This window comes from Propioniciclava sp. (assembly GCF_029977985.1).
GTDB lineage: Bacteria > Actinomycetota > Actinomycetes > Propionibacteriales > Propionibacteriaceae > Propioniciclava.
Map to the genome: position 1 here is coordinate 1 of NZ_JARKOT010000214.1, position 25,512 is coordinate 25,512.

At 71.9% G+C, this 25,512-nt stretch carries 30 protein-coding genes and 1 tRNA gene; 7 read left to right on the plus strand and 24 right to left on the minus strand.

The window, feature by feature from the left end; translation table 11 throughout:
• Window position 1 precedes the first annotated feature (1 nt).
• The 12 genes from Q1K57_RS12575 to Q1K57_RS12630 form a co-directional block, all read right to left on the minus strand.
• Window positions 2-83 (minus strand) — tRNA-Leu (locus Q1K57_RS12575).
• A gap of 36 nt (window positions 84-119) precedes the next feature.
• Complete coding sequence (locus Q1K57_RS12580) at window positions 120-998, minus strand: aldo/keto reductase (RefSeq protein ID WP_300083196.1); 879 nt, start codon at window positions 996-998, stop codon at window positions 120-122.
• A 5-nt stretch (window positions 999-1,003) separates the two neighbouring features.
• Window positions 1,004-2,338 carry a DNA polymerase IV gene (locus Q1K57_RS12585; RefSeq protein ID WP_300083198.1) on the minus strand — a complete coding sequence of 445 codons (1,335 nt, stop codon included), beginning with the start codon at window positions 2,336-2,338 and terminating at the stop codon, window positions 1,004-1,006.
• A complete protein-coding gene (locus Q1K57_RS12590; RefSeq protein ID WP_300083200.1) occupies window positions 2,335-2,916 on the minus strand; it encodes a dihydrofolate reductase in 582 nt (193 codons plus the stop codon). Before Q1K57_RS12590 ends, Q1K57_RS12585 begins: the two co-directional genes overlap by 4 nt.
• Window positions 2,917-3,276: 360 nt before the next feature.
• The gene (locus Q1K57_RS12595; RefSeq protein ID WP_300083202.1) at window positions 3,277-4,086 is read right to left on the minus strand and encodes a thymidylate synthase; all 810 of its coding nucleotides are present in this window, start codon (window positions 4,084-4,086) and stop codon (window positions 3,277-3,279) included.
• Window positions 4,083-4,694, minus strand: coding sequence for an RdgB/HAM1 family non-canonical purine NTP pyrophosphatase (rdgB, locus tag Q1K57_RS12600; protein WP_300083251.1), 612 nt, complete (start codon window positions 4,692-4,694; stop codon window positions 4,083-4,085). Before rdgB ends, Q1K57_RS12595 begins: the two co-directional genes overlap by 4 nt.
• Window positions 4,694-5,419, minus strand: a complete 726-nt coding sequence (gene rph, locus Q1K57_RS12605) for a ribonuclease PH (protein ID WP_300083204.1) — start codon at window positions 5,417-5,419, stop codon at window positions 4,694-4,696. The genes rdgB and rph overlap by 1 nt, the downstream gene beginning before the upstream one ends.
• A gap of 252 nt (window positions 5,420-5,671) precedes the next feature.
• Window positions 5,672-6,475 carry a glutamate racemase gene (gene murI, locus Q1K57_RS12610; protein WP_300083206.1) on the minus strand — a complete coding sequence of 268 codons (804 nt, stop codon included), beginning with the start codon at window positions 6,473-6,475 and terminating at the stop codon, window positions 5,672-5,674.
• A 246-nt stretch (window positions 6,476-6,721) separates the two neighbouring features.
• Window positions 6,722-7,042 (minus strand): FeoC-like transcriptional regulator, encoded by a 321-nt coding sequence (locus Q1K57_RS12615; RefSeq protein ID WP_300083207.1) that lies wholly within the window; start codon window positions 7,040-7,042, stop codon window positions 6,722-6,724.
• A complete protein-coding gene (gene feoB, locus Q1K57_RS12620) occupies window positions 7,039-9,084 on the minus strand; it encodes a ferrous iron transport protein B (RefSeq protein ID WP_300083209.1) in 2,046 nt (681 codons plus the stop codon). Before feoB ends, Q1K57_RS12615 begins: the two co-directional genes overlap by 4 nt.
• A complete protein-coding gene (locus Q1K57_RS12625) occupies window positions 9,081-9,314 on the minus strand; it encodes a ferrous iron transport protein A (protein ID WP_300083211.1) in 234 nt (77 codons plus the stop codon). The genes feoB and Q1K57_RS12625 overlap by 4 nt, the downstream gene beginning before the upstream one ends.
• A gap of 15 nt (window positions 9,315-9,329) precedes the next feature.
• Window positions 9,330-10,211: an ArgP/LysG family DNA-binding transcriptional regulator gene (locus Q1K57_RS12630; protein ID WP_300083213.1), complete on the minus strand. Its 882-nt coding sequence runs from the start codon at window positions 10,209-10,211 to the stop codon at window positions 9,330-9,332.
• A gap of 70 nt (window positions 10,212-10,281) precedes the next feature.
• Between Q1K57_RS12630 and Q1K57_RS12635 the strand changes: the two genes are divergently transcribed.
• Window positions 10,282-10,881 (plus strand): LysE family transporter, encoded by a 600-nt coding sequence (locus Q1K57_RS12635; RefSeq protein WP_300083215.1) that lies wholly within the window; start codon window positions 10,282-10,284, stop codon window positions 10,879-10,881.
• Between the two features lie 40 nt (window positions 10,882-10,921).
• Here the strand turns inward: Q1K57_RS12635 and Q1K57_RS12640 are convergent, their stop codons facing one another.
• A complete protein-coding gene (locus tag Q1K57_RS12640) occupies window positions 10,922-11,485 on the minus strand; it encodes a DUF2017 family protein (RefSeq protein ID WP_300083217.1) in 564 nt (187 codons plus the stop codon).
• Window positions 11,482-11,793: an ATP-dependent Clp protease adapter ClpS gene (gene clpS / locus Q1K57_RS12645; RefSeq protein ID WP_300083219.1), complete on the minus strand. Its 312-nt coding sequence runs from the start codon at window positions 11,791-11,793 to the stop codon at window positions 11,482-11,484. The genes Q1K57_RS12640 and clpS overlap by 4 nt, the downstream gene beginning before the upstream one ends.
• Window positions 11,794-11,833: 40 nt before the next feature.
• Between clpS and Q1K57_RS12650 the strand changes: the two genes are divergently transcribed.
• Together Q1K57_RS12650 and Q1K57_RS12655 are read left to right on the plus strand one after the other, a co-directional pair.
• A complete protein-coding gene (locus Q1K57_RS12650) occupies window positions 11,834-13,177 on the plus strand; it encodes a nicotinate phosphoribosyltransferase (protein WP_300083221.1) in 1,344 nt (447 codons plus the stop codon).
• Between the two features lie 2 nt (window positions 13,178-13,179).
• Window positions 13,180-13,740, plus strand: a complete 561-nt coding sequence (locus tag Q1K57_RS12655) for an isochorismatase family protein (protein ID WP_300083223.1) — start codon at window positions 13,180-13,182, stop codon at window positions 13,738-13,740.
• Between the two features lie 64 nt (window positions 13,741-13,804).
• Here Q1K57_RS12655 and malQ read toward each other — a convergent pair whose 3' ends face one another.
• From malQ to Q1K57_RS12670, 3 genes are read right to left on the minus strand one after another with little or no spacing between them, the layout of a single operon-like run.
• Complete coding sequence (malQ, locus tag Q1K57_RS12660; RefSeq protein WP_300083225.1) at window positions 13,805-15,949, minus strand: 4-alpha-glucanotransferase; 2,145 nt, start codon at window positions 15,947-15,949, stop codon at window positions 13,805-13,807.
• A gap of 34 nt (window positions 15,950-15,983) precedes the next feature.
• Entirely contained in the window at window positions 15,984-16,472 is a 489-nt protein-coding gene (locus Q1K57_RS12665) for a MarR family transcriptional regulator (RefSeq protein ID WP_300083227.1), read from the minus strand.
• A gap of 9 nt (window positions 16,473-16,481) precedes the next feature.
• The gene (locus Q1K57_RS12670; RefSeq protein ID WP_300083229.1) at window positions 16,482-17,825 is read right to left on the minus strand and encodes an MFS transporter; all 1,344 of its coding nucleotides are present in this window, start codon (window positions 17,823-17,825) and stop codon (window positions 16,482-16,484) included.
• A gap of 41 nt (window positions 17,826-17,866) precedes the next feature.
• Between Q1K57_RS12670 and Q1K57_RS12675 the strand changes: the two genes are divergently transcribed.
• From Q1K57_RS12675 to Q1K57_RS12685, 3 genes are read left to right on the plus strand one after another with little or no spacing between them, the layout of a single operon-like run.
• Complete coding sequence (locus Q1K57_RS12675) at window positions 17,867-18,139, plus strand: DUF3039 domain-containing protein (protein WP_300083231.1); 273 nt, start codon at window positions 17,867-17,869, stop codon at window positions 18,137-18,139.
• Between the two features lie 17 nt (window positions 18,140-18,156).
• On the plus strand, window positions 18,157-18,630 hold the full coding sequence (locus Q1K57_RS12680) for a histidine phosphatase family protein (RefSeq protein ID WP_300083233.1): 474 nt from the start codon (window positions 18,157-18,159) through the stop codon (window positions 18,628-18,630).
• Window positions 18,627-19,232, plus strand: a complete 606-nt coding sequence (locus Q1K57_RS12685; protein WP_300083235.1) for a hypothetical protein — start codon at window positions 18,627-18,629, stop codon at window positions 19,230-19,232. The genes Q1K57_RS12680 and Q1K57_RS12685 overlap by 4 nt, the downstream gene beginning before the upstream one ends.
• A gap of 38 nt (window positions 19,233-19,270) precedes the next feature.
• On the opposite strand, the gene ahcY is transcribed toward Q1K57_RS12685, so the two are convergent.
• The 7 genes from ahcY to Q1K57_RS12720 are packed head-to-tail and all read right to left on the minus strand — an operon-like array spanning window position 19,271 to window position 24,957.
• Window positions 19,271-20,686, minus strand: a complete 1,416-nt coding sequence (ahcY, locus tag Q1K57_RS12690) for an adenosylhomocysteinase (RefSeq protein WP_300083237.1) — start codon at window positions 20,684-20,686, stop codon at window positions 19,271-19,273.
• 11 nt (window positions 20,687-20,697) lie between these two features.
• Entirely contained in the window at window positions 20,698-21,582 is an 885-nt protein-coding gene (locus Q1K57_RS12695) for a 3-methyladenine DNA glycosylase (RefSeq protein WP_300083239.1), read from the minus strand.
• Complete coding sequence (locus tag Q1K57_RS12700; protein ID WP_300083253.1) at window positions 21,579-22,010, minus strand: type II 3-dehydroquinate dehydratase; 432 nt, start codon at window positions 22,008-22,010, stop codon at window positions 21,579-21,581. Before Q1K57_RS12700 ends, Q1K57_RS12695 begins: the two co-directional genes overlap by 4 nt.
• Window positions 22,007-23,032 carry an SIS domain-containing protein gene (locus Q1K57_RS12705; protein WP_300083241.1) on the minus strand — a complete coding sequence of 342 codons (1,026 nt, stop codon included), beginning with the start codon at window positions 23,030-23,032 and terminating at the stop codon, window positions 22,007-22,009. Before Q1K57_RS12705 ends, Q1K57_RS12700 begins: the two co-directional genes overlap by 4 nt.
• 3 nt (window positions 23,033-23,035) lie before the next feature.
• Window positions 23,036-23,221 (minus strand): Trm112 family protein, encoded by a 186-nt coding sequence (locus Q1K57_RS12710; protein ID WP_300083243.1) that lies wholly within the window; start codon window positions 23,219-23,221, stop codon window positions 23,036-23,038.
• Between the two features lie 2 nt (window positions 23,222-23,223).
• Window positions 23,224-24,579, minus strand: a complete 1,356-nt coding sequence (manB, locus tag Q1K57_RS12715) for a phosphomannomutase/phosphoglucomutase (RefSeq protein ID WP_300083245.1) — start codon at window positions 24,577-24,579, stop codon at window positions 23,224-23,226.
• Window positions 24,580-24,588: 9 nt separating this feature from the next.
• Window positions 24,589-24,957, minus strand: coding sequence for a DUF3499 domain-containing protein (locus Q1K57_RS12720; protein WP_300083247.1), 369 nt, complete (start codon window positions 24,955-24,957; stop codon window positions 24,589-24,591).
• Between the two features lie 100 nt (window positions 24,958-25,057).
• On the opposite strand from Q1K57_RS12720, the gene Q1K57_RS12725 reads away from it, so the two are divergent.
• Complete coding sequence (locus Q1K57_RS12725) at window positions 25,058-25,510, plus strand: metallopeptidase family protein (RefSeq protein ID WP_300083249.1); 453 nt, start codon at window positions 25,058-25,060, stop codon at window positions 25,508-25,510.
• Window positions 25,511-25,512: the final 2 nt, after the last annotated feature.

Genomic DNA, 25,512 nt, shown 5'->3' on the forward strand with positions numbered 1-25,512 from the left:
GTGCCGGAGAAGGGACTCGAACCCTCACGCCCAGGGGCACAGGAACCTAAATCCTGCGTGTCTGCCAGTTCCACCACTCCGGCCGGCCGAGGGCCAGTCTAGGGCGTCGGCCGCCGCGCTCAGCGGCGGCTCTCCCAGTCCTGGCCGACGGCGAACCACCGCTGGCCGACATGGGCCATGACCGTGTCGGGCAGCGGCCCCTGCTCGACGGCCTGGACCGCCCGGGTGAGGTTGTCGGGGTTGGTCGTGCCCAGGATCGACGTGCACACACCCGGTGCGAACGCGGTGAACCGCAGCGCGAACTCGGCCATCGGCAGGTCGACCTCGTAGGCCAGCTCCTGCAGCCGATCCCAGTACTGCCAGCCGTAGACGCCGTCGGGGCGCCGCTCGTGCCGCCAGATCGCGTTCGCGATCGGCCGCTTGGCGATGACGCCCAGACCGGCGGCGTCGGCGTCCGGGATGATCGTCCGCAGGTTGTGCTGGTCGGCGATGTTGATCGACGCCTGGATCGAGCCGAACCGGCCGGACGCCACGGCCGCGGCCAAGGCGTCGTTGTCGCCGGAGTAGGCGGCGACGCGGATCTTGCCCTCGCGCGCGAGCGCGTCGAGCTCGTCCGCGAGGGTGCCGTCGGCGAGGGCGTCCGCGTCGCACGAGTGCAGGTGCACGATGTCGAGGCACTCGGTGCGCAGGCGCCGCAGCGACTCCTCCACGCTGGCGCGGACGATGGCGGGCGTCCAGTCGTCGTAGCCCTCCAGCTGGTGGCCGCACTTGGTGGACAGGACGAACTCGTCACGCCGGTGCGCGACGTGGCGGCCGATCCGCTCCTCGGCGACGCCGTAGCAGTGGGCCGTGTCGATGAGGGTGACGCCGGAGTCGAGGGCGCGCCCGAGGACCGCGGCGGCGTCCGCCTCGCTGAGGGACGGGTCACCGATCTGGCTGGTCCCGAGACCGAGGACGGGCACGGACAGGCCCGTGGAACCGAAGTAGTTGCTCTCCATGCCCCCTACTCAACCAGAGGCGACTCCTCCAGCACGTGCAGTGCGGGATCGTCGCGGCGGAAGGTCCGCACCGGCCCGGGCGGAGTGTCGGCCGTCTCGAAGCGAACGGTCACCCGGCCCAGCCCGGCGCCCCACACCCAGCCTTGGCCCCACGTGTCGTGCACGACGTCGGCGCCCGGCGCGTAGTCGGCGCGCAAGCGGGGCCGTTCGGGCTGGTCGACGGACGCCGGAAACTCGGTGCGTGCCACCACCGGACCGGCGGCGTCCTCGGCGGTGAACAACTCCTCCTGAGCGGCCGGAACGAACCCGGCGACGCCGACGCCGAGCAGGCGGAAGCCGGACTCGATCGGGACGCCATCGAGCAACGCCTTCGCGGTGCGGGCGATGACGTCGGCGCGGTCCGTGGCGCCGTGGAGGGTGAGCGAGCGGGAGATCGTGGTGAAGTCGGGGCGCTTGGCCTTGAGCGTGACCGTGCGGGCGAAGAAGCCGTGCTTGGCGACCCGCTCGGCGACGAGGGCGGCGTCCCGCTCAATGATTGCGTCGAGGTCGGCGCGGTCGGTGAGGTCGGTCTCGAAGGTGTCCTCGACGGAGATCGACTTGGCGTCCCGCTCGGCCACCACAGCCCGGTCGTCGCGCGCGAACGCGAGCCCGTGCACCCACTCCCCCGACGCCTTGCCGAGCTCGCGCACCAGTTCGGCATGGCTGAGGGCGCGGATGTCGGCGACGGTCCGGACGCCGAGGCGGCTGAGTCGCTCCATCGTGGCCGGGCCGACGCCGGGGATGGCGCGGGCCGGCAGGTCCGCGATGGTGTCGGCCTCCGTGCCGGGCTCGATGATGCGGACGCCGTTGGGTTTGGCGAGTTCGCTGCCGATCTTCGCGATGAACTTGCTCGACCCGATGCCGACCGACGCCGTCAGCCCGCCCGTGCGTCGCTCCACGTCGGCCCGGATGCGCTCGGCGAGGCGGGTGAGGGTCGGGGTCGTGTGGTCGGGGAGGTCGGCCGCGAGCAGGTCGACGAACGCCTCGTCGAGACTCAGCGGCTCCACGAGAGGGCTGACCTCGTGAAGGATGCCCATGACGATCCTCGAGCTGGCGCGATAGGCGTGGAACCGGCCGGCGAGGAAGGCCGCGTGGGGGCACAGCCGGCGCGCCTCGTGGGTCGGCATGGCCGAATGGACGCCGAACCTGCGGGCCTCGTAGGACGCCGTCGACACCACCCCGCGCGGCCCGATGCCGCCCACGATCACGGGTTTGCCGCGCAGGCTGGGCTTGTCGCGCTGCTCGACGGCCGCGAAGAACGCGTCGAGGTCGAGGTGGAGGATCGACGCCTGACCTCTCACGGGGACGCCTCGTCGGGCGGTCCCTGCTCCCGCGGAAGATCGGGCATCGGGCGGCCATCCGGCACGGCGCGCGGCAGGGCGAGGGGCGGCGTCCGGCGGGTGTAGCCGGCGAAGTCGAACGCGCCGCGCGGCTCGCGGCGGATCTCGCGCCATTCGGCCGGGTCGATCTCGGGCAGGACGACCGACCCCTCGGCGGAGGCGTGCACCTCCGTGAGGTCGAGGTCGGTGAGGTAGGGCCATGCCTGGGCGTAGATCTGTCCGCCGCCGGCCACGTAGATCTCGTCGTCGAGGTCAGCGGCCAACCGGAGCGCCTCCTCCACCGAGCCCGCGGTGAGCCCGACCGCGGAACTCCCCTCGACGGGCAACTCCACCTGTTCGGGTGAACGGGTGACGACGATCGTGGTGCGCCCCGGAAGCCAGCGGCCGATGGCCTCGTGCGTAGCCCGGCCCATGACCATCGGGTGCCCGCTGGTGACGCGCTTGTAGCGCGCCCAGTCCTCGGCGAACTCGAAGGGCTGTGCCTGTCCGTCGCCCAGCACGCCGTTCTCCGCCACGATCGCGATCGCGATGACCCGCACGCGTCCCCTCCTGTGCTCTGTCGGCTGCCTGCGATCGTAACGGGGCGGCGTCCGGGTGTGCTGCGCCGAGCGCCGCGGTGGTGGGGGTCAGCACGGCGTGAGCACGGCGTCAGCACGGCGTGAGCACGGCGTGAGCACGGCGTGAGCGCACTCAGGAGCTCGCGACTCACTTCTCGGGGCGCTGAGCGCCGGAACGCCGGCCGGGTCAGGCCCGGCCGTGAACCTCCGCGTGGACGAGCCGCCGCGCCTGGTCGACCACGGAAGGAAGTGCCCGGACCGCCCGTTGCTGGGCGGCAGCGGCCTGGCCGGTCACGAGATCACGCCGATCGAGTCCGTCGACTCGGTCGTCACCGGCGGGCATCAGACCGCGATCGGCGCCTTGATCGTGGGGTGCGGGTCGTAGCCGAGGACCACCACATCGGCCAGCTCGAAGGCGTCGATTGCTGTCACGGCCGGATTGAGGTTGAGCGTGGGTAACGGCCGCGGCGCCCGCGAGAGCTGCTCACGCGCCTGGTCGAGGTGGTTGAGGTACAGGTGGGCATCGCCGAACGTGTGCACGAAGTCGCCCACCTCCAGGCCGGTCACCTGGGCGACCATGTGCGTCAGCAACGCGTACGAGGCGATGTTGAACGGCACCCCGAGGAAGACATCGGCCGAGCGCTGGTACATCTGGCAGGAGAGGCGGCCGTCGGCCACGTAGAACTGGAACATCATGTGGCACGGCGGCAGGGCCATGGCGTCGACCATCGCGGGGTTCCAGGCCACCACCACGTGGCGGCGCGAATCGGGGTTGCTGCGGATCTGCTCGATCACCTGCGCGATCTGATCGACGTGCCGGCCGTCCGGGGTGGGCCAGCTGCGCCACTGGTAGCCGTAGACCGGGCCGAGGTCGCCGTTGGCGTCGGCCCACTCGTCCCAGATAGTGATGTCGTTCGCGTGCAGCCAGGCGATGTTGGTGTCCCCGCGCAGGAACCACAGCAGTTCGCCGAAGATGCTGCGCGTGTGCAGCTTCTTCGTGGTGAGCAGCGGGAACCCCGCCCGCAGGTCGAACCGCATCTGGTGCCCGAAGACACTCAGCGTGCCCGTGCCGGTGCGGTCGGCCTTCTCGGTGCCCTCGGCGAGGATGCGGCGCAGGAGGGCCAGGTATTGCTCGTCGGCGTGGTTCGTCACCGTTGCTCCTCGTTCAACTCCCGGATGTGGGCCACCATCGCCCGCACCGCCTTGCCCCGGTGGCTGATTGCGTCCTTGGCGTCGCTGGTCAACTGCGCGTTGGTCACGTCGTTGCCCTCGGCGATGAAGATCGGATCGTAGCCGAAGCCATTCTCCCCGACCTCCTCGCGGGCCAGTCGGCCTTCCATCGTGTCGCCGACGACGTGCTCGTAGCCGTTCGGCAGCACGAGGGCCACGGCGGCCACGAACCGGGCCGTGCGATCGGCGTCCGGCACGTCGTGGACCTGCGCCAGCACGAGCCGCCGGTTCTCCTCGTCGGACGCCGCCGGCCCGGCCCAGCGCGCCGTCCGGACGCCCGGCATGCGGTTGAGCACGTCGACCTCGAGGCCCGAGTCGTCGGCCAGCGCGGGCAGGCCCGTGTGGGCCGCCGCGGTGCGCGCCTTGAGCAGGGCATTGCCCTCGAACGTGCGCTCGGTCTCGGGGGGCTCGGGGTACGGCTCGACGTCGTCCAGCCCGAGAACTGCCACAGTGAGCCCCGAGTTCGCCACGATCCGCCGCAGCTCGGCGAGCTTCTTGGCGTTGTGGGTGGCGAGGACGAGGGTGCGGATCACCGGGCCAGAGCCTCCGCCTGCAGGCGGGTGAGCTCGGCGCAGCCGGCCTGGCCGAGATCGAGGAGCTGGTCGAGGAGCGCGCGGTCGAAGGGCTCGCCCTCGGCGGTCCCCTGGACCTCGATGAGCCGCCCGTCGCCGGTGCAGACGATGTTCATGTCGACCTCGGCGGTGGAGTCCTCCGTGTACGGCAGGTCGAGCACCGGCACGCCGCCGACGACGCCCACGCTGATGGCGGCGACGGAGTTCTTGAGGGGCTCGCCGGCGAGGAGGTTGCGCTCGCGGAGCCAGGCGACGGCGTCCGCGAGGGCGACGTAGGCGCCGGTGATCGACGCCGTGCGCGTACCCCCGTCGGCCTGCAGAACGTCGCAGTCGATGACGATGGTGTTCTCGCCGAGGGCTTTGTAGTCGATCACGGCGCGCAGGGCGCGCCCGATGAGCCGGGAGATCTCGTGCGTGCGCCCGCCCACCTTGCCGCGGCGGGACTCGCGGTCGGAACGCGTGTGCGTCGAGCGCGGCAGCATCTCGTACTCGGCGGTCACCCAGCCCAGTCCTGAGCCCTTGCGCCAGCGCGGGACGCCCTCGGTGACGGACGCCGCCACGAGCACGCGCGTCTTGCCGAACTCGACGAGGACCGAGCCCTCGGCATGGTCGAGCCAGTTGCGCGTGATGGTGACTGGTCTGAGTTGGTCAGGAGAACGGCCGTCGGCGCGGGTGGAGTTCACCCGGCCAGCCTACCCGCGTGCTCGGTCGGGGCCGTGGCGCGTCTACCGCCTGGCGGGGCGTCCGCTCGGGGTGTCGGAGGGCGTCCGGGCGGCGGTGCCCACACGCTCACGCCGCTTAGGCGTAGAAACGCCGCGCAGACGCGGCGTAGTTGCGCCTGACCGGCGTCGGGGCGCGGCGGAAGCGGCGTTTCTCGGCCCAGGCGGCGTGTATCCGCCCAACCGGCGTCTGCGCCCCTGGGCTCACTCTCCAGGTCAGCGGAGCGTCGAGAGCTGCACGACCTCGTCGAGGCTGGCGCCGATGAGGCGGCGTCCGATGCCCGAGAACCGGTCGGGGTTGCCGGTGGTGAGGAACTGCCGCTCGCCGGTGTGTCCGCTGCGCGCGAGCCCGCCGGTGGTCAGGGTGCGGTAGACCTCCTTGGCACACTCCTCCGAGCTGCTGACGAGGGTGACCTCGTCGCCGAGCACGTAGGACAGGACGCCGGTGAGCAGCGGGTAGTGCGTGCAGCCGAGGATGAGGGTGTCGATGCCGGCCTGCTGCAAGGGCGTCAGGTAAGCGGTGGCCATCATGAGCAGTTCCGGCCCGCCGGTGACGCCGCGCTCCACGTACTCGACGAACATGGGGCACGGCGCCGTGTGCAGCCGGACGCCCGGCACGGCCGCCATCGCGTCGTCGTAGCTCTGCGACATGGCGGTGCCCACCGTGCAGATGAGCCCCACCTGGCCGCTCTTCGTCACGCGCACGGCCCGTCGCGCCGCCGGCAGGATCACCTCGATGACGGGCACGTCGTAGCGCTCGCGCGCATCGCGCAGCACGGCGGCCGAGGCCGTATTGCAGGCGATGACCAGCGCTTTCACACCCATCTCGTAGAGGTGGTCGAGGCATTCGAGGGCGTACTCGCGCGCCTCGGAAATGGGCAGCGGGCCGTACGGCGCGCGGGCGGTGTCACCCAGGTAGACGGTGTCCTCGGCCGACAGCTGGTCCCACACGGCGCGGGCCACGGTGAGCCCGCCGAACCCGGAATCGAAGATCCCGATCGGCGCGTCGACGTCCCTCATGCGCGCTGCGCGCTGCCCACGGGTGGGACGCTGCGTTCGCCACCGATGACGATGGGGCCGTGGCCCCTCCGGCCGCCTGTGTGATCGATGCGGACGCTCATGCGATCGCTCCTTCCATTCCTCGGGCCTGCTGCATGCCCCCAGCGTAGGCAAGCCCGCGGTTGTCGGGCACGAACCTGCGCCGGGTGCACTTGCCTCGCGGCGGCCCCCTGCCTCGCGCTGCACCACGAGGCCCGTGCGCCAAGGCTAGGCGGGTGGCCGAACGCCGGCGGCGACCGGAGGCGTCCGAAGGGTGAGCGCCACGAGGACGGGGCCGGTCCGGGCGACGGAGGGGCCGGACGCCCCACAGCCGGCCCGCCCGTCGGGCAACCCGGACGCGCAGGACCCACAACCGGACGCCGGGCAGCCCGCGGCCAGTTCCTTGGCGTCCATGCGGCCGAGGCGGACGAGGTGGTCGACACTGGCGCGGACCACGTCGGGCCGCAGCCCGGTCATGCGTCCCACGTCGGCCAGCGACGCGGCGCCGGCGCGGAAGGCGTCCAACACCTGGGTCAGCGGCCCGCTCACCAGAACAGCCTCCCCACCTGGAAGACGAGCACGGCGGCGCTCCATGCGACGGCCAGCTGGACCGCGATGCCGAACAGGGTCCACCGCAGGCCGATCTCGCGCTTCTGGGCGGCGACGGTGGCGACGCACGGCGTGTAGGCCATGAGGAACACGAGGAACGCCCAGACCGCCGGCAGCGGGTGCCCCCCGGAGGAGTTGTCGAAGGCGGCGCTGATGGCCGTGCCGAGGCTGCCGGGATCCTCGCCGTCCCCGGGCTCGGCGACCGCGTAGGTCTGCGCCCACGAGCTGATGACGGCCTCCTTGGCCACGAAGCCCACCACGAGCGCGGACACCGTCTGCCATTCGCCGAAGCCCGCCGGTTCGAAGACCGGAGCGACCGCCTGCGCGGCCGCCGCATACGCGGAATCCTGGACGGGCACCTCGCCGAACTGCTGCCCCGGCTGGGCCGGCAGAGACTGCAGGAACCAGACGATGCAGACGGTCAGCACGATGATCCCGGACGCCGTCCGCAGGAAGCCCTGCAGGCGCGACCAGGTGACGGCGGCTGTGAGGCGGAGGGTCGGCGTCTGGTAGGGCGGCAGGTCGAGCACGAGCGGCTCGGAACCCATGGTGCGCCACAGCGTCTTCCTCAGGGCGAACCCGACGCCGATGACGAACAGGATCGACGCCAGGTACATGACGAACACAACGGTGCCCGCGACGCCGCGGAAAAAGATGGTGCCGACCATGACGTAGACGGTCAGGCGGGCCGTGCACGACGTGAACGGCACCAGCAGGGCCGTGAGCACGCGCTGGCGCGCGTCGCCGAGGATGCGCGTGGCGCTGATCGCCGGCACATTGCAGCCGAAGCCCACCACGAGCGGCAGGAAGGCCTTGCCGGGCAACCCGATCGTGCGCATCAACCGGTCGGTGACCACCGCCGCCCGCGCCAGATACCCCGAATCCTCGAGCAGGGCAAGCAGCACGAACATGAGCGCCATGAGCGGCACGAAGGTGAGCAACATGCCTACGCCGGCGACGAGGCCGTCGACGAACAACCCCTCCACCCAGGTGCCGCCCAGGCCGACGAAGCCGAGGGCGGACGCGACGGCGTCCGCCACGGGCCCGGCGAAGAGCGCGTCGAGGGCGTCCTGCAGCGGCGCGGCCACGGTCGTCGTGATCTGGAAGACCAGCCACATCACGGCCAGGAACAGTGCCGGACCCGCGACCGGATGCAGCGCGACGCGGTCCACCTTGTCGGAGAAGCTCACGCGCTCCGCGCCCGACGTGGTCGTTCCCGCCGCCACGGCGGCTTCGACCCAGGAGAAGCGCTCGTCCTCGCGTTCGAGATCGTCGATGGGGCCGGTCGGGTGGAGTCCGCCCCGGACGGGGGGTGCCGGGCGCAGCAGCACCTCGCGGACGGCCCGGGTCAGGTTGTCGAGGCCGCCGCGGTGCCGAGGATCGACGACCACGACGGGGCAGCCGACCGCCTCGGAGAGGGCGTACGAGTCGACCTCGACGCCGGCCTGACGCGCGACGTCGGTCATGGTGAGCGCGACGACGACCCGCTGGGACGTCTCCCGCAGTTGGCCGACGAGGTACAGCGACCGGGCCAGGTGGGCGGCGTCAACGGCGACCACGACGGCGTCCGGGCGCTCGGCCGGCGGCGCGTCGACGAGCAGGGCGCGCGTGAGCTCCTCGTCGGGGCTCTGCGGATCGAGGCTGTAGGCGCCGGGCAGGTCGATGAGGCTGAACTCCCCGGGGCCGTTGGCGGCACAGTCCCCCGCACACTCCGTGCAGGCGCACACCTTGTCGCCGGCCTTGAAGCGCCAGACACCCCGGCCGACGTCGACCGTCGTCCCCGGCCAGTTCCCGGTGGTCGCGCGCAGCCCGGTGAGGGCGTTGAAGAGGGTCGACTTGCCCACGTTGGGTGCCCCCGCGAGCGCCACGACGGGGGCGCCGGCGCCTGCACCGGAACCGACCGGCCCATGGCAGGCGGCCTGGACGGTCGGCAGCTTCGGCGCGATGCGGAGCGCACGCCGAGTGTCGGGGGCGGTCGTCACGCCTGCTCCCCCGTGACCCCCGCGAGGACGCCGGCGTCGAGGGCGACGCGGCCGCCGCCCACGGACACCACGCGGCCGCCCGCGACGAGCCGCTGCACGACCGTCACCGTGGCTCCCCGCCGGAGACCGAGGGTGCTGAGGCGGCGGGCGACGGCGGCGTCCGGATGGGTCGACCAGACGACGAGCGGCGTCCCCAAGGGGGCGCGATCCAGGGCGATCGGCGCGTTCACGCAGGTTAGGCTAACCTAACCCAGCCTACGACCGCCAGTAGTAGCCAAAGATTTCGCAAGGTGGACGTTTCCGAACTCCACGACCGTGGCGCAGAGCCGGTCGAGGCGCTCGGAGGCCAGCTTCCAGCGATGCAGGAACAGCGGGACATCGACCACCGCGTCGGCCCCCAGCGGCCGCAGGTCCGCCTCCGCTCCGGCCAGTTGCAGCTCGGGCATCATCCCCCATCCCAGACCCGCCTCGACCGCCGCGAGGAAGCCCTCCGAGCTCGGCACCTGCGTCACCCGCGGCGGCCGGCCCAGCCCGTGCCGGGCGAGGTAGGCGTCCTGGAGGTCGTCGTCCGGGCCGAAGTTGACCATCGGCAGGCCGGCGAGGCCGGACGCCGCCAGTTCGGCCCGCGCGACCGCCACGTAACGCATCACCCCCAGCGGGACGGACCGACACCCGGACGCCGCCCGCGCGCGCGACGTGACGGCCGCCATCGCCGCGCCGCGGATGAGGTGGTCGGCGGCCACCGCCTGATCGGCGACGGTGAGGTGGAGGACGGCGTCCGGCCAGGTGGCTGCGCGCTCGAGGACCACCGGGAACCAGGTGGCGAGCGAGTCCGCGTTGACGACCATCCGCAGCACGGCCGGCTCGGTCTCCGCCGTGGCGCCGAGGTCGTGACGGGCCTCGGCCTCGATGAGCAGCACCTGCCGCGCCATGCGCAGCACGATCTCGCCCGCCACTGTAGGCCTGACGGGCGTCGACCGCTCCAGCAGCACCGAGCCCGCGGAGGTCTCCAGCGCCCGAAGCCGCTGGCTCATCGCCGACGGCGTGAGCGTGAGGGCCCGCGCGGCGGCGTCCAGGGTGCCGAGGTCGACGGCCGTCGCGAAGGCCCGCAATTGTTCGATCTGCATGAAGCAATTGTGCAGCACCCCAAGATTCTTGCGCTGTACTTCATTCGCCTCGGCCCCTAGCGTGGACGGCGTGATCTCCTCCGCCGTGTCGGGCGCCCTCGCCAGCTGGTCCCTCATCGTCGCCGTCGGCCCCCAGAACGCGTTCGTGCTGCGTCAGGGCTTGAGCCGGCGGCACGTGGGGCTGGTCATCGGCGTGTGCGCGGCGGCCGACTGTCTCCTCATCGCCCTGGGCAACCTGGGCGTCGGGGTACTCATCACTGCTCTCCCCTGGCTGCTGGAGGCGCTCCGCTGGGGCGGTGCCCTCTACCTGGGCTGGTTCGCGCTGCAGTCCTTCCGCTCGGCGGTCCGCGCCGAGGGGCTCAAGGCGGGCGCCGGCGCCGGCAGCGTGGGTGCCGTTCTCGCCACGACCCTCACCCTCACGTTCCTCAACCCGGGCGTCTACCTCGACACGGTCGCCCTCCTCGGCACGCTCGCCCACCAGGCAGGCGACGCCGCCTGGGCGTTCTCGTTCGGCGCCATGTTCGCGTCGATCACATGGTTCGTCGGGCTCGGCCATGGGGCCCGGGCCCTCGCCCCGCTCGTCGCATCCCCGAAGGCGTGGCGCATCGTGGACACCGTCATCGGCTGCGTCGTCCTCGCCATCGCGCTGAAGCTGGCGTTCTGGCACTGAGCGGGGTGTCGTACGACCGGCGGGGGCAGGGGCGCCCCCGTCAGAGCGATTCGAGGATCGACTCGAGCACCATGGCGAGCCAGTCGTAGATGGCCACGACCTGCGTCCTGGGGTCGCGCAGGGACAGGCGCTTGAGGCGCCGGTGGTCGGCCTCGGACTCGATGCCCAGCCGGACCGCCAGGCTGAGCCGGACGCCGTTGAGGGTCTTGATCCAGGCGCCCACCTCATCGGTGGCGATGACCAGCGGCGTGGCTCCTCCGTCCGTGGCGGCCAACGCTGCGAGGACGACCCGGTTGTCCTCGACCCGTGCGCGGCGCTGCGCCTCGGCCGCATAGCGGCGGTACTCGGCGGCGGCCGACTCGTCGTCGGCGTAGGCGTCCGGGAAGAGCCGTCCGATGACGGGATCGGTCCGGTCCAGCGCGACGCCGGCCGCGAACTCGCTCTCCCAGGCCGCGAACGGGTCGGACGCCCCCGGCGCCGCCGCGCGCTCTCCCGCCCCGCCGAGCAACTCGTCCACCTGGGAGACGAGCGAGGTGAGCAACGCCACCTCGACCTCCTCCAGGTCGGTGACGAGCTGGTCGTCGATGCGCTGGAACTCCCTCACTCGGACTTCTCCAGGGTCGCCCAGAGCCCATAGGCGTGCATGGCGGAGACGTGCGTCTCCATCTCCTCGCGCGTCCCCGACGCGACGACGGCCTTCCCTTCGGTGTGCACGGCCATCATGAGGCGGGTCGCCTTCTGCTTGCTGAACCCGAAGTAGGTGACGAACACGTGCGTGACGTAGGACATGAGGTTGACCGGGTCGTCCCACACGATCGTGACCCAGGGCGTCAGCGCCGCCGCAGCCTCCGCCGGCCGCTCGGCGACGGCGGTTCCGCCTGCCGGCTTGACGGGAACCTCGGGGGTCGACATGGCGCCCATTCTGGCACGGCCGCTGGCTAGGCTGACCCCCATGACGACGTCGACGGCGCTGCTGACCGACCACTACGAACTCACCATGGTGCGGGCCGCGATGGGGTCGGGCACGGCTTTCCGCCGGTCGGTGTTCGAGCTGTTCCCGCGGCGCCTCCCGGAGGGACGTCGTTACGGCGTCGTCGCCGGGACGGGTCGCGCCCTGGACGCCATCGAGAACTTCCGGTTCGACGACGCCGAAGTGACGTTCCTGCGCGAACACAACGTGGTCGACGACCCGCTGGCGGAATGGCTGGCGTCCTATCGCTTCTCCGGCGATGTCTGGGGTTACCCGGACGGCGAGCTCTACTTCCCCGGCTCCCCCGTCCTGACCGTGGAAGGATCGTTCGCCGAGGCGTGCATCCTCGAAACCGTCTTGCTGAGCATCTACAACTACGACTCGGCGGTGGCGTCTGCGGCGTCCCGCATGACTGCGATGGCGGGCGAGCGTCCCTGCATCGAGATGGGCAGCCGGCGGACGAACGAGTGGTCGGCGGTGTGCGCGGCGCGGGCGGCCTACGTGGCCGGGTTCGCCTCGACGTCCAACCTCGAAGCCGGCCGCCGCTACGGCGTCCCCACGGCCGGCACGGCGGCGCACAGCTTCACCCTCCTCCACGACACCGAGGAGGACGCGTTCCGCGCCCAACTGGCCGCCCTGGGCAACAACACCACGCTCCTCGTCGACACCTACGACGTGGCCGAGGCCGTCAAGAAGGGCGTGGAGCTGACGAACGGACGCCTCGGCGCGGTCCGCCTGGACTCGGGCGATCTGCTCACCCAGGCCGTCGACGTCCGCAAGCTCCTCGACTCGCTCGGCGCGGTGAACACACGCATCATCGTCACCTCCGACCTCGACGAGTACCAGATCGCCGCCCTGCGGGCCGCCCCGGTGAACGGCTACGGCGTCGGCACCCAGCTCGTGACCGGCTCGGGCGCTCCGGCGGTCGGTTTCGTCTACAAGCTGGTCTCGCGCGCCGGCTCGGACGCCCCCGACGCGCCCCTGGAGCCCGTCGCCAAGAAATCGATGAACAAGGGCAGCGTCGGCGGCCGCAAGTTCGCCCTCCGGCGGCTCAACGAGCACGGCATCGCCGAAGCGGAGGTGGTCGGCATCGGCGCGCCGCCCGAGGGCGACACCAACGACCGCCCGCTGCTGCGCGAGCTGATCCGCGGCGGCGAGATCGTCGGCCGCGAGCCCCTCGCGGACGCCCGCGCGCGCCACCAGGCGTCCCGCGCCGAGCTGCCGAGCGAGGCGTTCAAGATGAGCAAGGGCTTCCCGGCCATCCTCACCGTGATGCTGGACGCCGACGGCGACCAGACGTTCAACCCCTACGCACCGGGGAGCTGACGATGGCGCGCGCACTGATCGTCGTCGACGTCCAGAACGACTTCTGCGAGGGCGGGTCGCTCGCCGTCGCCGGTGGCATCGCGACCGCGGCAGCCATCGCGGCGCACGTGGCGGCGTCCGAGTACGACGTCGTGGTCGCGACCCGCGACCACCACATCGACCCCGGCGACCACTTCTCGGCCACACCCGACTTCGTCGACAGCTGGCCGGTCCACTGCGTGGCGGGCACGCCGGGCGCCGAGCTGCGCGCCGAGCTGGCCGACACGCCCTTCGAAGCGGTCTTCGACAAGGGGGAGTTCGCGGCGGCGTACTCGGGCTTCGAGGGCCGCGACCACACCACCGGGCGCACCCTCGCCGAGCACCTGCGCGCCGAGGGCGTCACCGACGTGGCGGTGTGCGGCATCGCGACCGACTACTGCGTCCGCGCCACCGCCCTGGACGCCGCCGGCGAAGGATTCGCCACCACCGTGCTTCTCGACCTGACCGCCGCGGTGGCGCCGGCGAACACAGACAACGTCGTCGGCGCGTGGCGCGCGGCGGGAGTCGTCGTCGCTGAGGGCTGACCGGCCCCCACGGTGCGTGCCGGGCACACGGGGTCGGACGCCGCCCCTCGCCCCCCGGGGGGGGTCAGCGGCGGCCCATCTCCCGCACGGAGAAGTCGTTCATGATCGCGGCGAGGCGGGAGGCCTGCTCGGAGGCGAAGACCTCCTCCAGGCTCATCGGCTGCCCGTCCGGCCCCGACAGGGGCACGCGCCAGTTCGGGTACTCGTCGATCGTGCCGGGCTGGTTCTGCGTCAGCCGGTCGCCGACGGCGTCGGTGAGCGCGGCACAGAGGATGCGCGCGGGCGTGTCGACGATGAACCGGTGCATGGCGAGCACCTGCTCGGCGACGTCGGACTCCCCCTCGGCGAGCAGACCCCGCTCGGTGAGGATGCGCCGCCACGTGTCGAACTGGGCGTTCGCGTGGGCGAGTTCGGCGTCGAGGTCCTCGATGAGCATGCCGAGGCGGTGCTGCAGGCGGATGTGGTCGCAGGCCAGGTAGCCGGCGGTGGGCGGCATGTCGTGCGTCGTCACGGACGCCATGCAGTACTCGCGGTAGCGTTCCGGCGGCAGCGGCTGCCCGTCGTCGCCGGACTCGAACCAGGCCACCGACGTGCCGAGGATGCCGCGTCCGCGCAGGTAGTCCCGCACCCACGGCTCGACCGTGCCGAGATCCTCGCCCACGACGAGCGCGCCCGCGCGGTGCGCTTCGAGGCAAAGGATGCCCACCATCGCCTCGTGGTTGTAGCGCACGTAGGCGCCCTGGGTGGGGTTGAGGCCGTCCGGGATCCACCACAGCCGGAACAGGCCCATGATGTGGTCGACGCGGACGCCGCCGGAGTGCCGCAGGATACCCGCGACCATGGAGCGGAACGGCTGGTAGCTGAGGTCCTCGAGACGATCGGGACGCCACGGCGCCTGGCCCCAGTCCTGGCCGAGCTGGTTGTAGTGGTCGGGCGGCGCCCCGACACTCACCCCTTGGGCGAACGAGTCGCCGAGGATCCACGCCTCCGCAGACTCCTTGCTGACGCCGACCGCGAGGTCGTTCATGATGCCGATGGGCATGCCTGCGTCCCGGGCGGCCGACTGGGCGGCGCGCAACTGCTGGTCGGCGACCCACTGGAGCCAGATGAAGAAGTCGACGTCGCGCGCGTACTGGGCAGCGAAGGCGGCCACTTCGGGCGAGCTCGGCCGGCGGTACTCGGCCGGCCAGTCGCGCCAGTTCATGCCGAGGGTGTTGACGAGCACGCACCACGTGGCGAACTGGGCCAGCGGACGGCCCTCGGCGCGCACGAAGTTCTCCTTGGCCATGACGCGCACCTCGGAGAGGCCTTCGTCGTAGACGATGCGCAGCGCCTCGATCTTCGCGAGCCAGATCGGGTTGCGCTCGATGCGGTCGGAACCGGCGAGCATCCGGTCCAGCTGGGCGTGGATCCGCCGGATGCGTTCGCGCTTGTGATCGGCCATGAGCGCGTACTCCGGAATCGCCTCGGGCCGGATGTACAGCGGGTTGACGTACCGGCGCGAGCTCGGCAAATACGGTGACGGCTCGAGCGGAGGCATCGGCTCGGCGGCGTGCAGCGGGTTGACGAGGACGAACCCGGCGAAGTGCTGCGTGCCCGACCAGGTGGCGAGGTCGGCGAGATCGGCGAGATCGCCCATGCCCCACGAGCGGGCCGAGCGCACGGAGTACAGCTGGGCGGCGTAACCCCACTCGCGCCGGTCGCCCATCGCCGCCGGGAAACCGAGCCGGGCGGGCGTGACGACGAGCGTCGCATCGGCGGTCCAGTCGGTGGTGGTCAGGGTGAGCCGGTGATAGCCGAGCGGCAGGTCGCCGGGGACGACGAACGTGGCCTCGCCCGTCATCTTGCCGTCGACGTCGATGTCGGGCACCGCGTTGTCGACCTGGGCGAGCTCGACCGTGCCGCCCTCCTCGAGGCGCACGGACACCGCGGCGGGCGCGCCGGCGGGCACGTGCGCGGCGAGGCGCGCCTCCTGACCCGACTGGACCACCGTGCACGCGGGCAGCGCGCGCCGCCACGCCCGCAGGCCGTGTTCGTGCAGGGCCGCGCGGGCGGCGTCCTCCGTGGCGGCGTTCACACCCATGCCGGCCAGGATGCCGACCACCGTCGCGTCGTCCACCTGGGTGTGCCGGCCTTTCCAGTCCCAGAACTCGGTAGAGATGCCGTACGCGTCAGCGAGCGGGCCCAGCGTCGGGTTGGAAAGTGGCATGTGCGGAAGCCTATCGCCCGGTGGCCGCTCGGACCTATTCGGACTCGAAGGGGTCGAGCAGCCTTCGCAGCAGGCCAGTGAGGGTTTCGCGCTCGGAATCGGTCAGCGCTTCGAGGATCGCCTGCTCGCGCCGGACGAGGTCGGCCAGGGCGGCGTCCACGACCTCGACGCCACCCGGCAGCAGCCGCACCCGGACGCCGCGCCGGTCGTGCAGATCGGGCAGCCGTTCGACGAGCCCACGGGCGGCGAGGCGGTCGATCCGGTTGGTCATGGTGCCGGAGGTGGACAGGGTCTGACTGATCAACTGGCCGGGCGACAGTTCGTGCGGCTCGCCCTCGCGCCGCAAGGCGGCGAGCACGTCGAACTCCCACACGTCGAGGGAGTGGACGGCGAACGCGTCCCGCCGGGCGAGGTCGAGATGGCGAGCGAGCCGGCTGACGCGCGACAGCACCGCGAGCGGCGCCACGTCGAGGTCGGGGGCTTCGCGGCGCCACGCCGCCAGGATCCGATCGACCTCGTCCACGGCTGCATCCTACCGACGAGCCGACGCGTTCTCGACGTGCCCGATCCTGAGCGCCACCAGCACACCCACGACGGCCGTGACCGTCATCGCCACCCCGATCGCGCCGTATGCCACCTCCGGCCGCCTCAACGGCGACAGCGACGCGAACAGCGTTCCGGCCAGGCCGGCGAGCAGGGCGTTGCCGAGCATCTCCCCCGTCTGGAGCGAGCTGGTGTTGCGCCCCAGTTCGGCCGGCTGCGACAACTGCATGACGACCAGCGAGGTGGACGCCGTCGCCAACCCCATCCCCAGGCCGGCCACGGTGAACCCGGCCACGGGCAGTCCCATCCCCACCGCCGGCAGCCACGCCCCGAGCCCGGCCACGCCCAGGCCGGCGGCGACGCAGGCCGCACCGAGGGCGATGATCCGGTCGCGCGACAGGGTCAGCCACCGCTGCGACTGCACCCACGACCCGAGCATCCAGCCCGCCGACGACACGGCGATCGCCAGGCCCGTGTCGCCGTAGGACGCCCCCCGCTCCACGAGCATGAGGGGCAGGAACGCCTGCAGCCCGAAGAACGACCCGGCCATGACCAGGCGCGTCACGACCGTGCTGGACATGCCCGGCCCGGCAGGGCTGAACCCGCGCGGCATCAGCCGGCGCAGCCAGCCGGCCAGCAGGGCGCCGCCGGCGAGAGCCAGGGGCACCGATGTCCACGCGAGGGTCTGCCCGGCGGCCTGGATCAGGGTGGCACCGAGGGCGACGGCCAGCGCTGCGAGGACGGGCACATGGTTGGCGGCGGCGTCCGCCTCGGGGGCGTCGAGGCCGCGCAGTCCGGGCAGGACGAAGGTCGCGCCCACGACGAAGAAGGGCAGCACGGCCCAGAAGACCCAGTGCCAGGTCAGGTGCTCCACCAGCCACGCGGCGGCGGCCGGGCCGAGGAAGGACGGCAGCATCCAGCAGGCCGAGAACCACGTCATCACCCGGGCGCGTTCGGCGGGGGCGTAGAGGCGGCCCGTCGTCACCATGAGCGTGAGATTGACGAAGCCACCACCGAAGCCCTGGACGGCGCGCCCCACGAGCAGGACGCCCATCGCGGCGGACTCCGCTGCCACGACGATGCCGACGATGCACAGGGCGAGCCCGACGGCGAACGGGCGCAGCGGCCCGCGGGTGTCGCACCAGCGGCCCGCGACGGCGATCGCAACGAGCTGCGGCAACATGATCGCGGTGAATGCCCATGCGTAGAGCTCCCGGTCGCCCAGGTCGGCGGCCGCCGCGGGCATGGCGGTGAGGACCGCCATGTTCTCGAACGCGACGGCCAACACGCACAGGAGGAGCCCGACCGTCATCCGGGCGCGCGTGGTGGGCACGGCCGGCATTCCATCACGCCGTTGTGTCTAGGATGAAATGCATGACGCAGCTCACGCCGGCGCCGGGCTCACAGACCATCGTCGAAGAACGCACCGACTTCCGCCTCGACGAGGGCGACCACGAGCGCTTCAGCCATTTCGTGCCCAAGAACCGTCTCACCGAGGCGATGGTGATGGGGACGCCGGTCGTGGCCCTGTGCGGGAAGGTGTGGGTGCCGAGCCGCAACCCGGACAAGTTCCCCGTGTGCCCCGAGTGCAAGGAGATCTGGGAGTCGCTCAACCCCGGTGGCCCCAAGGGCGGCGACGACCAGTGAGCCGCACGCTCGTGGTCATGCGCCACGCGAAGTCCTCCTGGAAGACGAACGACTCAGACCTGCGGCGTCCATTGTCGCGCCGGGGCAGCCGCGACGCCGTCGTCGCCGGGAACGAACTGGCCGGCACGCGCTTCGACGTCGTCCTCTGCTCCCCCGCCGCGCGGGTCGCGCAGACGTGGGAGTTGTTGAGCATGAGCCGGGTCTCCGCCGCCGAGGTGCGCGTCGAGGACGCCATCTACCACGGCGGCACCGACGCGATCCTCGATCTGCTGCGCGCCCTGCCTGCGGACGCTGCCCGGGTCCTCGTCATCGGCCACGAGCCGACGGTGAGCGACCTCGTGCTCGAGTTGGCCGGCCCGTCGACGCTGCGTCGGCGCATCGAGCAGAAGTTCCCGACGTGCGCCATGGCTGTGCTCACGCACACGGCGCCGTGGAGCGAGCTGGGCGAGGGTTCGGCGACCCTCGCCGCCTTCGAGGTGCCGCGGGGATGAACTGGCACGAGATCGTCGGCTACCTCGCGAGCGCCCTGGTCGTCATGTCGCTGGCGATGCGTTCGGTGGTCCGGCTGCGGACGGTCTCCCTCGCCGGCGCGATCGTGTTCGTGGTGTACGGCGTGCTCATCGGCGCGCTGCCCATCATTCTCGCCAACGCCGCGGTCGCCCTCATCAACGTCTGGCACCTCCGCAAGGAACTGACCAGCGCAAGCCCCGTCTCGGCCGTGCCCATCGATACGGATGCGCCGTTCGTGCGCGACTTCCTGACCGCCAACGCCCTCGAGATCACCAACAGCCAGCCCGATTATCACCCGTCCGTGCGGGACACGTTCTGCCGGCTCCTCACGCGCGACGGACTGCCGGCGGGCGTCCTCATCGGGGAACCGTCCGGGCGCGAGTTGGAGGTCAAGCTCGACTACGTGACCCCCGCCTATCGCGACAGCCAGATCGCGCGGTGGTTGTTCAACGAGGGCAAAGCAACGTTCACCGCCGCCGGGTTCACCCGCCTCGTCGCGCACGCGCACACCACGGTGCACCGCAACTACCTGGAGATGATGGGCTTCCGCTCCGAGGGGGGAGCGTTCGTCCTCGACCTCTGACCCGCGCACTGGCCGGTTGCGCGTCGCTGCGTGGCGCCTCAGTACCGGTACAGGTCGGTCTTGAACGGCCCCGCGACGGGGACGCCGAGGTAGTCAGCCTGGACGTCGGTCAGGGTGGTCAGCCGTGCGCCCAGGGCGGGCAGGTGGAGGCGGGCCACCTCCTCGTCCAGGTGCTTCGGCAGGGTGTACACGCCGGTCGGGTACTCCTCCGGCTTGGTGTACAGCTCGATCTGGGCGAGGACCTGGTTGGTGAAGCTGTTGCTCATCACGAAGCTCGGGTGCCCGGTGGCGTTGCCGAGGTTCAGCAGACGCCCCTCGGACAAGACGATGACGGCGTGGCCGTCACCGAACACCCACTGGTCGACCTGCGGCTTGATGGTGCGCCGCTCGATGCCGGGGGTGCCCTCCAGCCCGGCCATGTCGATCTCGTTGTCGAAGTGGCCGATGTTGCCGACGATGGCGTTGTGCTTCATGCGCGCCATGTGGCCGGCGGTCACGACATCGCGGCAGCCAGTGGCCGTCACGACGATGTCCGCCTCGGCCACCACGTCGTCCAGCGTCGCCACCTGATAGCCGTCCATCGCCGCCTGCAACGCGCAGATCGGGTCGATCTCGGTCACGATCACCCGGGCGCCCTGCCCGGCCAGCGACTCGGCGCAGCCCTTGCCGACGTCGCCGTAGCCGCACACCACAGCCACCTTGCCGCCGATGAGCACGTCGGTGCCCCGGTTGATGCCGTCGATGAGGCTGTGCCGGACGCCGTAACGATTGTCGAACTTCGACTTCGTCACCGAGTCGTTCACGTTGATCGCCGGGAACAACAACGCTTGGGCACGCGCCATCTCGTACAGCCGGTGGACGCCGGTCGTCGTCTCCTCGGTCACGCCGCGGATGCTGTTGGCCAGCGCCACGAAGTCGAGCGTCGAGGCCCGCAGCGTCTGCAGGATCACCCGGTCCTCATGGCTGTCGGACGCCGTGGCCTCCGGCACGCTGCCCGCCTTGTGGAACTCGACGCCCTTGTGGACGAACAGGGTCGCGTCCCCGCCGTCGTCGAGGATCATGTTCGGGTGGCCACCCGGCCAGTCGAGGATCTGCTCGGTGCACCACCAGTAGTCCTCGAGCGATTCGCCCTTCCACGCGAACACCGGGACCCCGCGGGGGTCCTCCGGCGTCCCGTCCGGCCCCACGACGATTCCAGCCGCAGCGTGGTCCTGGGTGGAGAAGATGTTGCAGGACGCCCACCGCACCTCGGCGCCGAGCGCGACGAGCGTCTCGATGAGGACGGCGGTCTGGACGGTCATGTGCAGGCTGCCGGCGATCCGGGCGCCCTTGAGGGGCTGGGACGCGCCGTACCGCTCCCGCATCGCCATCAGGCCGGGCATCTCGTGCTCGGCGAGGGTGATCTCCTTGCGGCCGAACTCGGCCAGGTTCAGGTCTGCGACACGATGATCCACGAGGAGCGAGCCTAGCGCGTCTCCATCGCGCGGCCCGCCGGCTCCGCGTCGTGGGGGTCGAGCAGCGCGCACACGGCGAGCAGCCGGCGGCGCAGCGTGGCGCCGCGCTCCGCGATCCGGCGCTGGTGGCGCACGAAGGTGGCCCGGCCCGCGGGTGTCTCGATCGGGATCGGTGCGTACCCCCATTCGGCCAGGTCGTACGGGGCGGCGCGCATGTCGAGCTCGCGCGCGGCGCGGGCCAGGTCGAAGGCGTCGAGCAGCAACTCCCCCGGCACGGCGGGGCCGAGTTTGAGGCACCACTTGAGACAGTCCATCGTGGCGTGCAGGCAGCCGGGCTGTTCGGCGTCCGCCTGGCCCTCCCGCGTGGGCGCCGTGGCGTTGAGCGGCACAGCCGCGGGCGTGAAGAAACGGAAGGCGTCGTGGTGCGTGCAGCGCAGGTGTGCCGCCTCGACGACCGCGTCGGTTCCCGCCGGGCCGAGCCGCAGCGGCACGGCGTGCCGGGTGACGTCCGTGCGGTAGACCATCGCCCATTCGTGCAGCCCGAAGCAGGCCCACTGGCCGGGCCTGGACGCGGTCGCCGCCAGCAGGCCGGCGACGAAGCGCACGGCGGAGCCCCGGGCGGCCAGATAGGCGTCCGGATCGAGTTCGACACCGGCAGCCGTGGCCCGGTGGAAGCGCCATGCAGCCCGTTCGGGGGCCTCGGCGAGGGTGACGCCGGCGCCGGGGTGCCAGCGGCGCAGCACACCCGGCCGCAGGGCGTAGTACTCCCACAGGAAGTCCGCGACAGGGTGCTTCTCGCCGCGGCTGCGCCGGGCAAGGTGACCGGACGCCGCGGCGTCGGCCCGGGCGGCGTGCGCGGCCGCGCGGGCCGTCCAGTCGGCCCGGGCGAGGATCACTGCTGCGACAGCGACGCCACGTGGGCCAGGGCGAGGTCGTAGCCGCCGAGACCGAGCCCCATGATGGTCCCCGTCACGTACGGCGAAACGACGAGCTCGTGCCGCCACGCCTCGCGGGCGTGCACGTTCGAGATGTGCACCTCGACCACCGTCGGCACCTGCACGGCGGCGTCCGCGACGGCCCGGCTGTAGTGCGACCAGGCGCCCGGGTTGAGGACGACGGGCCAGCCGTGGTCGGCCGCCTCGTGCAACCAGCTGACCAGCTCGCCCTCGTGGTCGGTCTGGCGGACCTCGACGTCGAGGCCGAGCCCGGCCCCCGTCTCGACGAGGTGCTCGGCCAGCTGGGCGTGCGTCGTGGCTCCGTAGACCTCCGGCTGGCGCTTCCCGAGCCGCCCGAGGTTGACGCCGTTGAGCACAAGGACCTTCATGTCCGCCATGGACTCACCCTTCCGAGGCCGATCTGCAGGTAGGCCGCCCCGAACAACCCGTGGCTGAGCACGGTGGCGTACCGCTCGAGCGGCTCACCCTCGGTGTGCTCGATCTGGCAGACGCGCACGTCGACCACCTCGGCGTTCCCCTCCAGCGCCTCCCGCTGGGCGGCGTTCTCGGCGTCGCCACTGCCATCGTCGACGATGACGAGCGCGGGCCGCAGGTCGGTCTCGTCCTCGATCGGGTCGGCGAACGGGTCGCGGGCGGGCGTCGCGGCGAGCAGCGGCAACAGCTCGCCGGCGTCCTCGGCCAGGGCCACCCGGCCGGACGCCGTCCGCACGGCCTCGGCGATGCGCCGAGAGGCGCGGGCGGCCAGCACCGAGCCGCCCCAGAGGAGGGGCTGCGCGTCGGCGAGTTCGATGGCGAGCCGCTTCGCCGGGTTCTCGGTGGGGTCGAGCGCATAACTGCACTGCTTGGCCACCTCGTCGAGCGCGTCGGCCACCCGGGTCGCCGACGCCGGCGCCGCCAGCCCGAAGGCGTGCAGCGCGTTCAGCGCGACGAGCGCCACGGGGAACGGGTCGAAACCGGCCGCGGTGGGCAGCAGAGTCGTCGACCGCGACTCCGCCTGCCGCCACAGCGTGGAGTCCTCGGGGGCGACCACGACGAGCCGGCTCCCGCGCCGCAACGCCTCGTGGGCGGCCGGGCCGGCGTGATCGCCGGAACCGCCGAGAACGACCACCAGGTCGAGCGGGCCCACCCAGCCGGGTAGTCCCAGGCTTGGCCACGCGAGGAACGGGACCGGGCAGACCGGCTCGAGCATGGCGCGCAACAGCCGTGCCTCCGGGCCGACCGCGATCACCGCACGCGGCCTCGTCTCACCGGCGAGCGCGTCCAGGGCCGGCTGAGCGCGCTCGGCCTCGCGGCGCAGCCGCGCGCCGGCCTCGGCGAGCGGACGCAACAGATCGTCAGCGGCGGCGAGGGCGTCCGGGTCGTCAAGGCGGGCGTCATCGAACGCGGACACGGCTCAGGCGCCTTCGGGTTTGCGCGCCTCGTCGATCACCAGGATCGGAATGCCGCCGCGCACCGGGTAGGCGAGCCCGCAGCCCGGATCGGTGCAGACCAGCTCGGACGCCTCGTAGTCCCACGTCAGCTGCGCGTGGCAGGCCGGGCACACCAGCAGTTCCAGCACGCCGGGAACCAGATCACTCATGCTCACTTCTCCTTCCGGATGATGGCGAGGGCCTCGTCGCGGAGCGCCGCCATCGTCGCCTCGTCGCGCGCCTCGACGTTGAGCCGCAGCAGCGGCTCCGTGTTGGACGGGCGCACGTTCACCCACCAGTCGTCGCCGGAGACGGTGACGCCGTCACCGGTGTCGACCGTGCCGCGGCCCGCGAAAGCCGCGACGACGGCGTCCAGCACCGGCGGCACGTCGGCGACCACCGAGTTGATCTCGCCCGAACCCACATACCCGGCGAACTGGCCCGCCAACGCACTCATCGGCGCGTCGCTGCTGCCGAGGATCGAGAGCACGTGCAGGCCCGCAAGCATGCCCGTGTCGGCACCCCAGAAATCGCGGAAGTAGTAGTGGGCCGAATGTTCGCCACCGAAGACCGCATCGTGCTCAGCCATGAGCGCCTTCACCGACGTGTGGCCGACGTTGCTGATGACCAGCTTGCCGCCCAGCCGATCGACGACCTCGCCCACCGCCCGCGACGTGATGGTGTTGATGACGATCGTGCCGCCCGGCTCGCGCGCCAACTCCTGGCTGGCGATGAGCGCGGTGACGATGGAGGGACTGACCACGTCGCCGTGCTCGTCGATGATAAAGCAGCGGTCGGCGTCCCCGTCGAAGACGAGCGCCAGATCGGCGCCGTGCTCGCGGACCGCCGCCTGGGCGTCCACCAGATTCTCGGGGATGAGCGGGTTCGGCATGTGGTGGGGGAACGTGCCGTCGAGGTCGAGGTACAGGCCGACGAGGTCCAGACCGAGCGGGCCGAGAACCGCCGGTGTGGTGTGACCGGCCATGCCGTTGCCGGCGTCGACGACGACCGTGAGGGGCCTCAGCCCATCCAGGTCGACGAGCGATCGCAGGTAGTCGCCATAGCCGGCGAGGATGTCCTGCTCGGTGCGCGTGCCGCGCACGGTGGCGTCGGGGAACGGGTCGCCCACGGCCAGCCCGGCGAGGCGGAGCAGGTGTTCGGGCGTGACGGGCGCGGCGCCGGGCAGGCAGAACTTCACCCCGTTGTAGGACGCCGGGTTGTGCGACGCCGTGAACTGGACGCCATGCAGGCCGAGCACGCCAGAGGCGTACCAGAGGGCGTCCGTGCTGGCGAGGCCCACATCGATCACGTCGGCGCCCTGGGCCATCGCACCGTCGGCGAAGGCGGCGGAAACCTGCGGGCCCGTGACGCGCATGTCGCGGCCCATGACGAACGTCTTGCCCGCCAAGTCGAAGACATGCACGTAGGCGGCGCCGATCGCGCGGGCACCCTCCAGATCCCATTCGGCGTCCGGAACCCCGATCAAACCGCGGATGTCGTTCGCCTTGAAGATCTGTGCTGCGATCACCGGCCCAGCCTACCGGAGCGGCTCCCCCGGATCGGCCACCACACCAAGGTGCCCCTTGCGGCGGGTGAGGGTGGGCGTTGCGGCAGGAGCGGCGCCCGGGGCGTCCCACGTGAACCCGACCTCGCGGACGGCGTCCGCGAGCGCCAGCAGGTCGTCGGGATCGGGGCCGGGCTGTTCGGCGTCCAGCGGGAGCCGGATGAGCTCCCAGCCTCGCGGCGGCGTGATGGCGGCGCAGTGCTCGGCACACAGGTCGTAGCAGCCGGGCTCGGCACGCAGCGCCAGCGGGCCGACCACCGCGGTCGAGTCGGCGTAGGCATAGGTGAGGGTGGCCACCGCCGGTCGCCGACAGCTCGTGCGGGTGCAGTGGCGTGGCTTCACCTGCCGCACGCTACCGCCAGGGGACGCCGGCGCAACGCATTGCCCGTGGGTGTCGGGCCGGGGAACGGGCCAACCCTCGACGCGAAGTAGAGTGCTGCGCATGGGTGGAAGGCGCGACCGGCACAACCGTGGCATCCGCGGACGCCTCGCATTTCCCAACCCGTACACCGGGGCGCCGGTGCCCCTCCGCGCGCGCCAGACGAAGGCTGAGTTCTTCATGCTGTGCGTCCACGACGCCCTCGCCCAGATCAACGACCACTGCCCTCGCGCGCTGCGAGGGATCGACGTGGGCATCGAGGACGTCCCCGCCGCACCCCCACCGTGGGCGCCGAACCGGGTCGCCCTGGCCACGGCAGTGTCCGCGACACCGACGACGAACGGGCAGGTGGTCGTCTACCGGCGCCCCCTCGAACGGCGCGCCCGCACCCGGGCGGGGTTGCGCATCCTCGTGTTCCGCACCATCGTCGAGCAGCTCGCCGAGGCCACCGGCATCGCCGTGGACGAGATCGATCCTCTCGGCCACCGCGGCTCCGAAGACGACGATTGGGACTGAGC

Coding starts and splice junctions, on each gene's coding strand:
- Q1K57_RS12580 (WP_300083196.1), bottom strand. CDS start 998: ATGGAGAGCAACTACTTCGGTTCCACGGGCCTGTCCGTGCCCGTCCTC.
- murI (WP_300083206.1), bottom strand. CDS start 6,475: ATGAGGGACGTCGACGCGCCGATCGGGATCTTCGATTCCGGGTTCGGC.
- Q1K57_RS12630 (WP_300083213.1), bottom strand. CDS start 10,211: ATGCAGATCGAACAATTGCGGGCCTTCGCGACGGCCGTCGACCTCGGC.
- clpS (WP_300083219.1), bottom strand. CDS start 11,793: ATGTCGACCCCCGAGGTTCCCGTCAAGCCGGCAGGCGGAACCGCCGTC.
- Q1K57_RS12650 (WP_300083221.1), top strand. CDS start 11,834: ATGACGACGTCGACGGCGCTGCTGACCGACCACTACGAACTCACCATG.
- Q1K57_RS12655 (WP_300083223.1), top strand. CDS start 13,180: ATGGCGCGCGCACTGATCGTCGTCGACGTCCAGAACGACTTCTGCGAG.
- malQ (WP_300083225.1), bottom strand. CDS start 15,949: ATGCCACTTTCCAACCCGACGCTGGGCCCGCTCGCTGACGCGTACGGC.
- Q1K57_RS12675 (WP_300083231.1), top strand. CDS start 17,867: ATGACGCAGCTCACGCCGGCGCCGGGCTCACAGACCATCGTCGAAGAA.
- Q1K57_RS12680 (WP_300083233.1), top strand. CDS start 18,157: ATGCGCCACGCGAAGTCCTCCTGGAAGACGAACGACTCAGACCTGCGG.
- Q1K57_RS12685 (WP_300083235.1), top strand. CDS start 18,627: ATGAACTGGCACGAGATCGTCGGCTACCTCGCGAGCGCCCTGGTCGTC.
- Q1K57_RS12700 (WP_300083253.1), bottom strand. CDS start 22,010: ATGAAGGTCCTTGTGCTCAACGGCGTCAACCTCGGGCGGCTCGGGAAG.
- Q1K57_RS12710 (WP_300083243.1), bottom strand. CDS start 23,221: ATGAGTGATCTGGTTCCCGGCGTGCTGGAACTGCTGGTGTGCCCGGCC.
- Q1K57_RS12725 (WP_300083249.1), top strand. CDS start 25,058: ATGGGTGGAAGGCGCGACCGGCACAACCGTGGCATCCGCGGACGCCTC.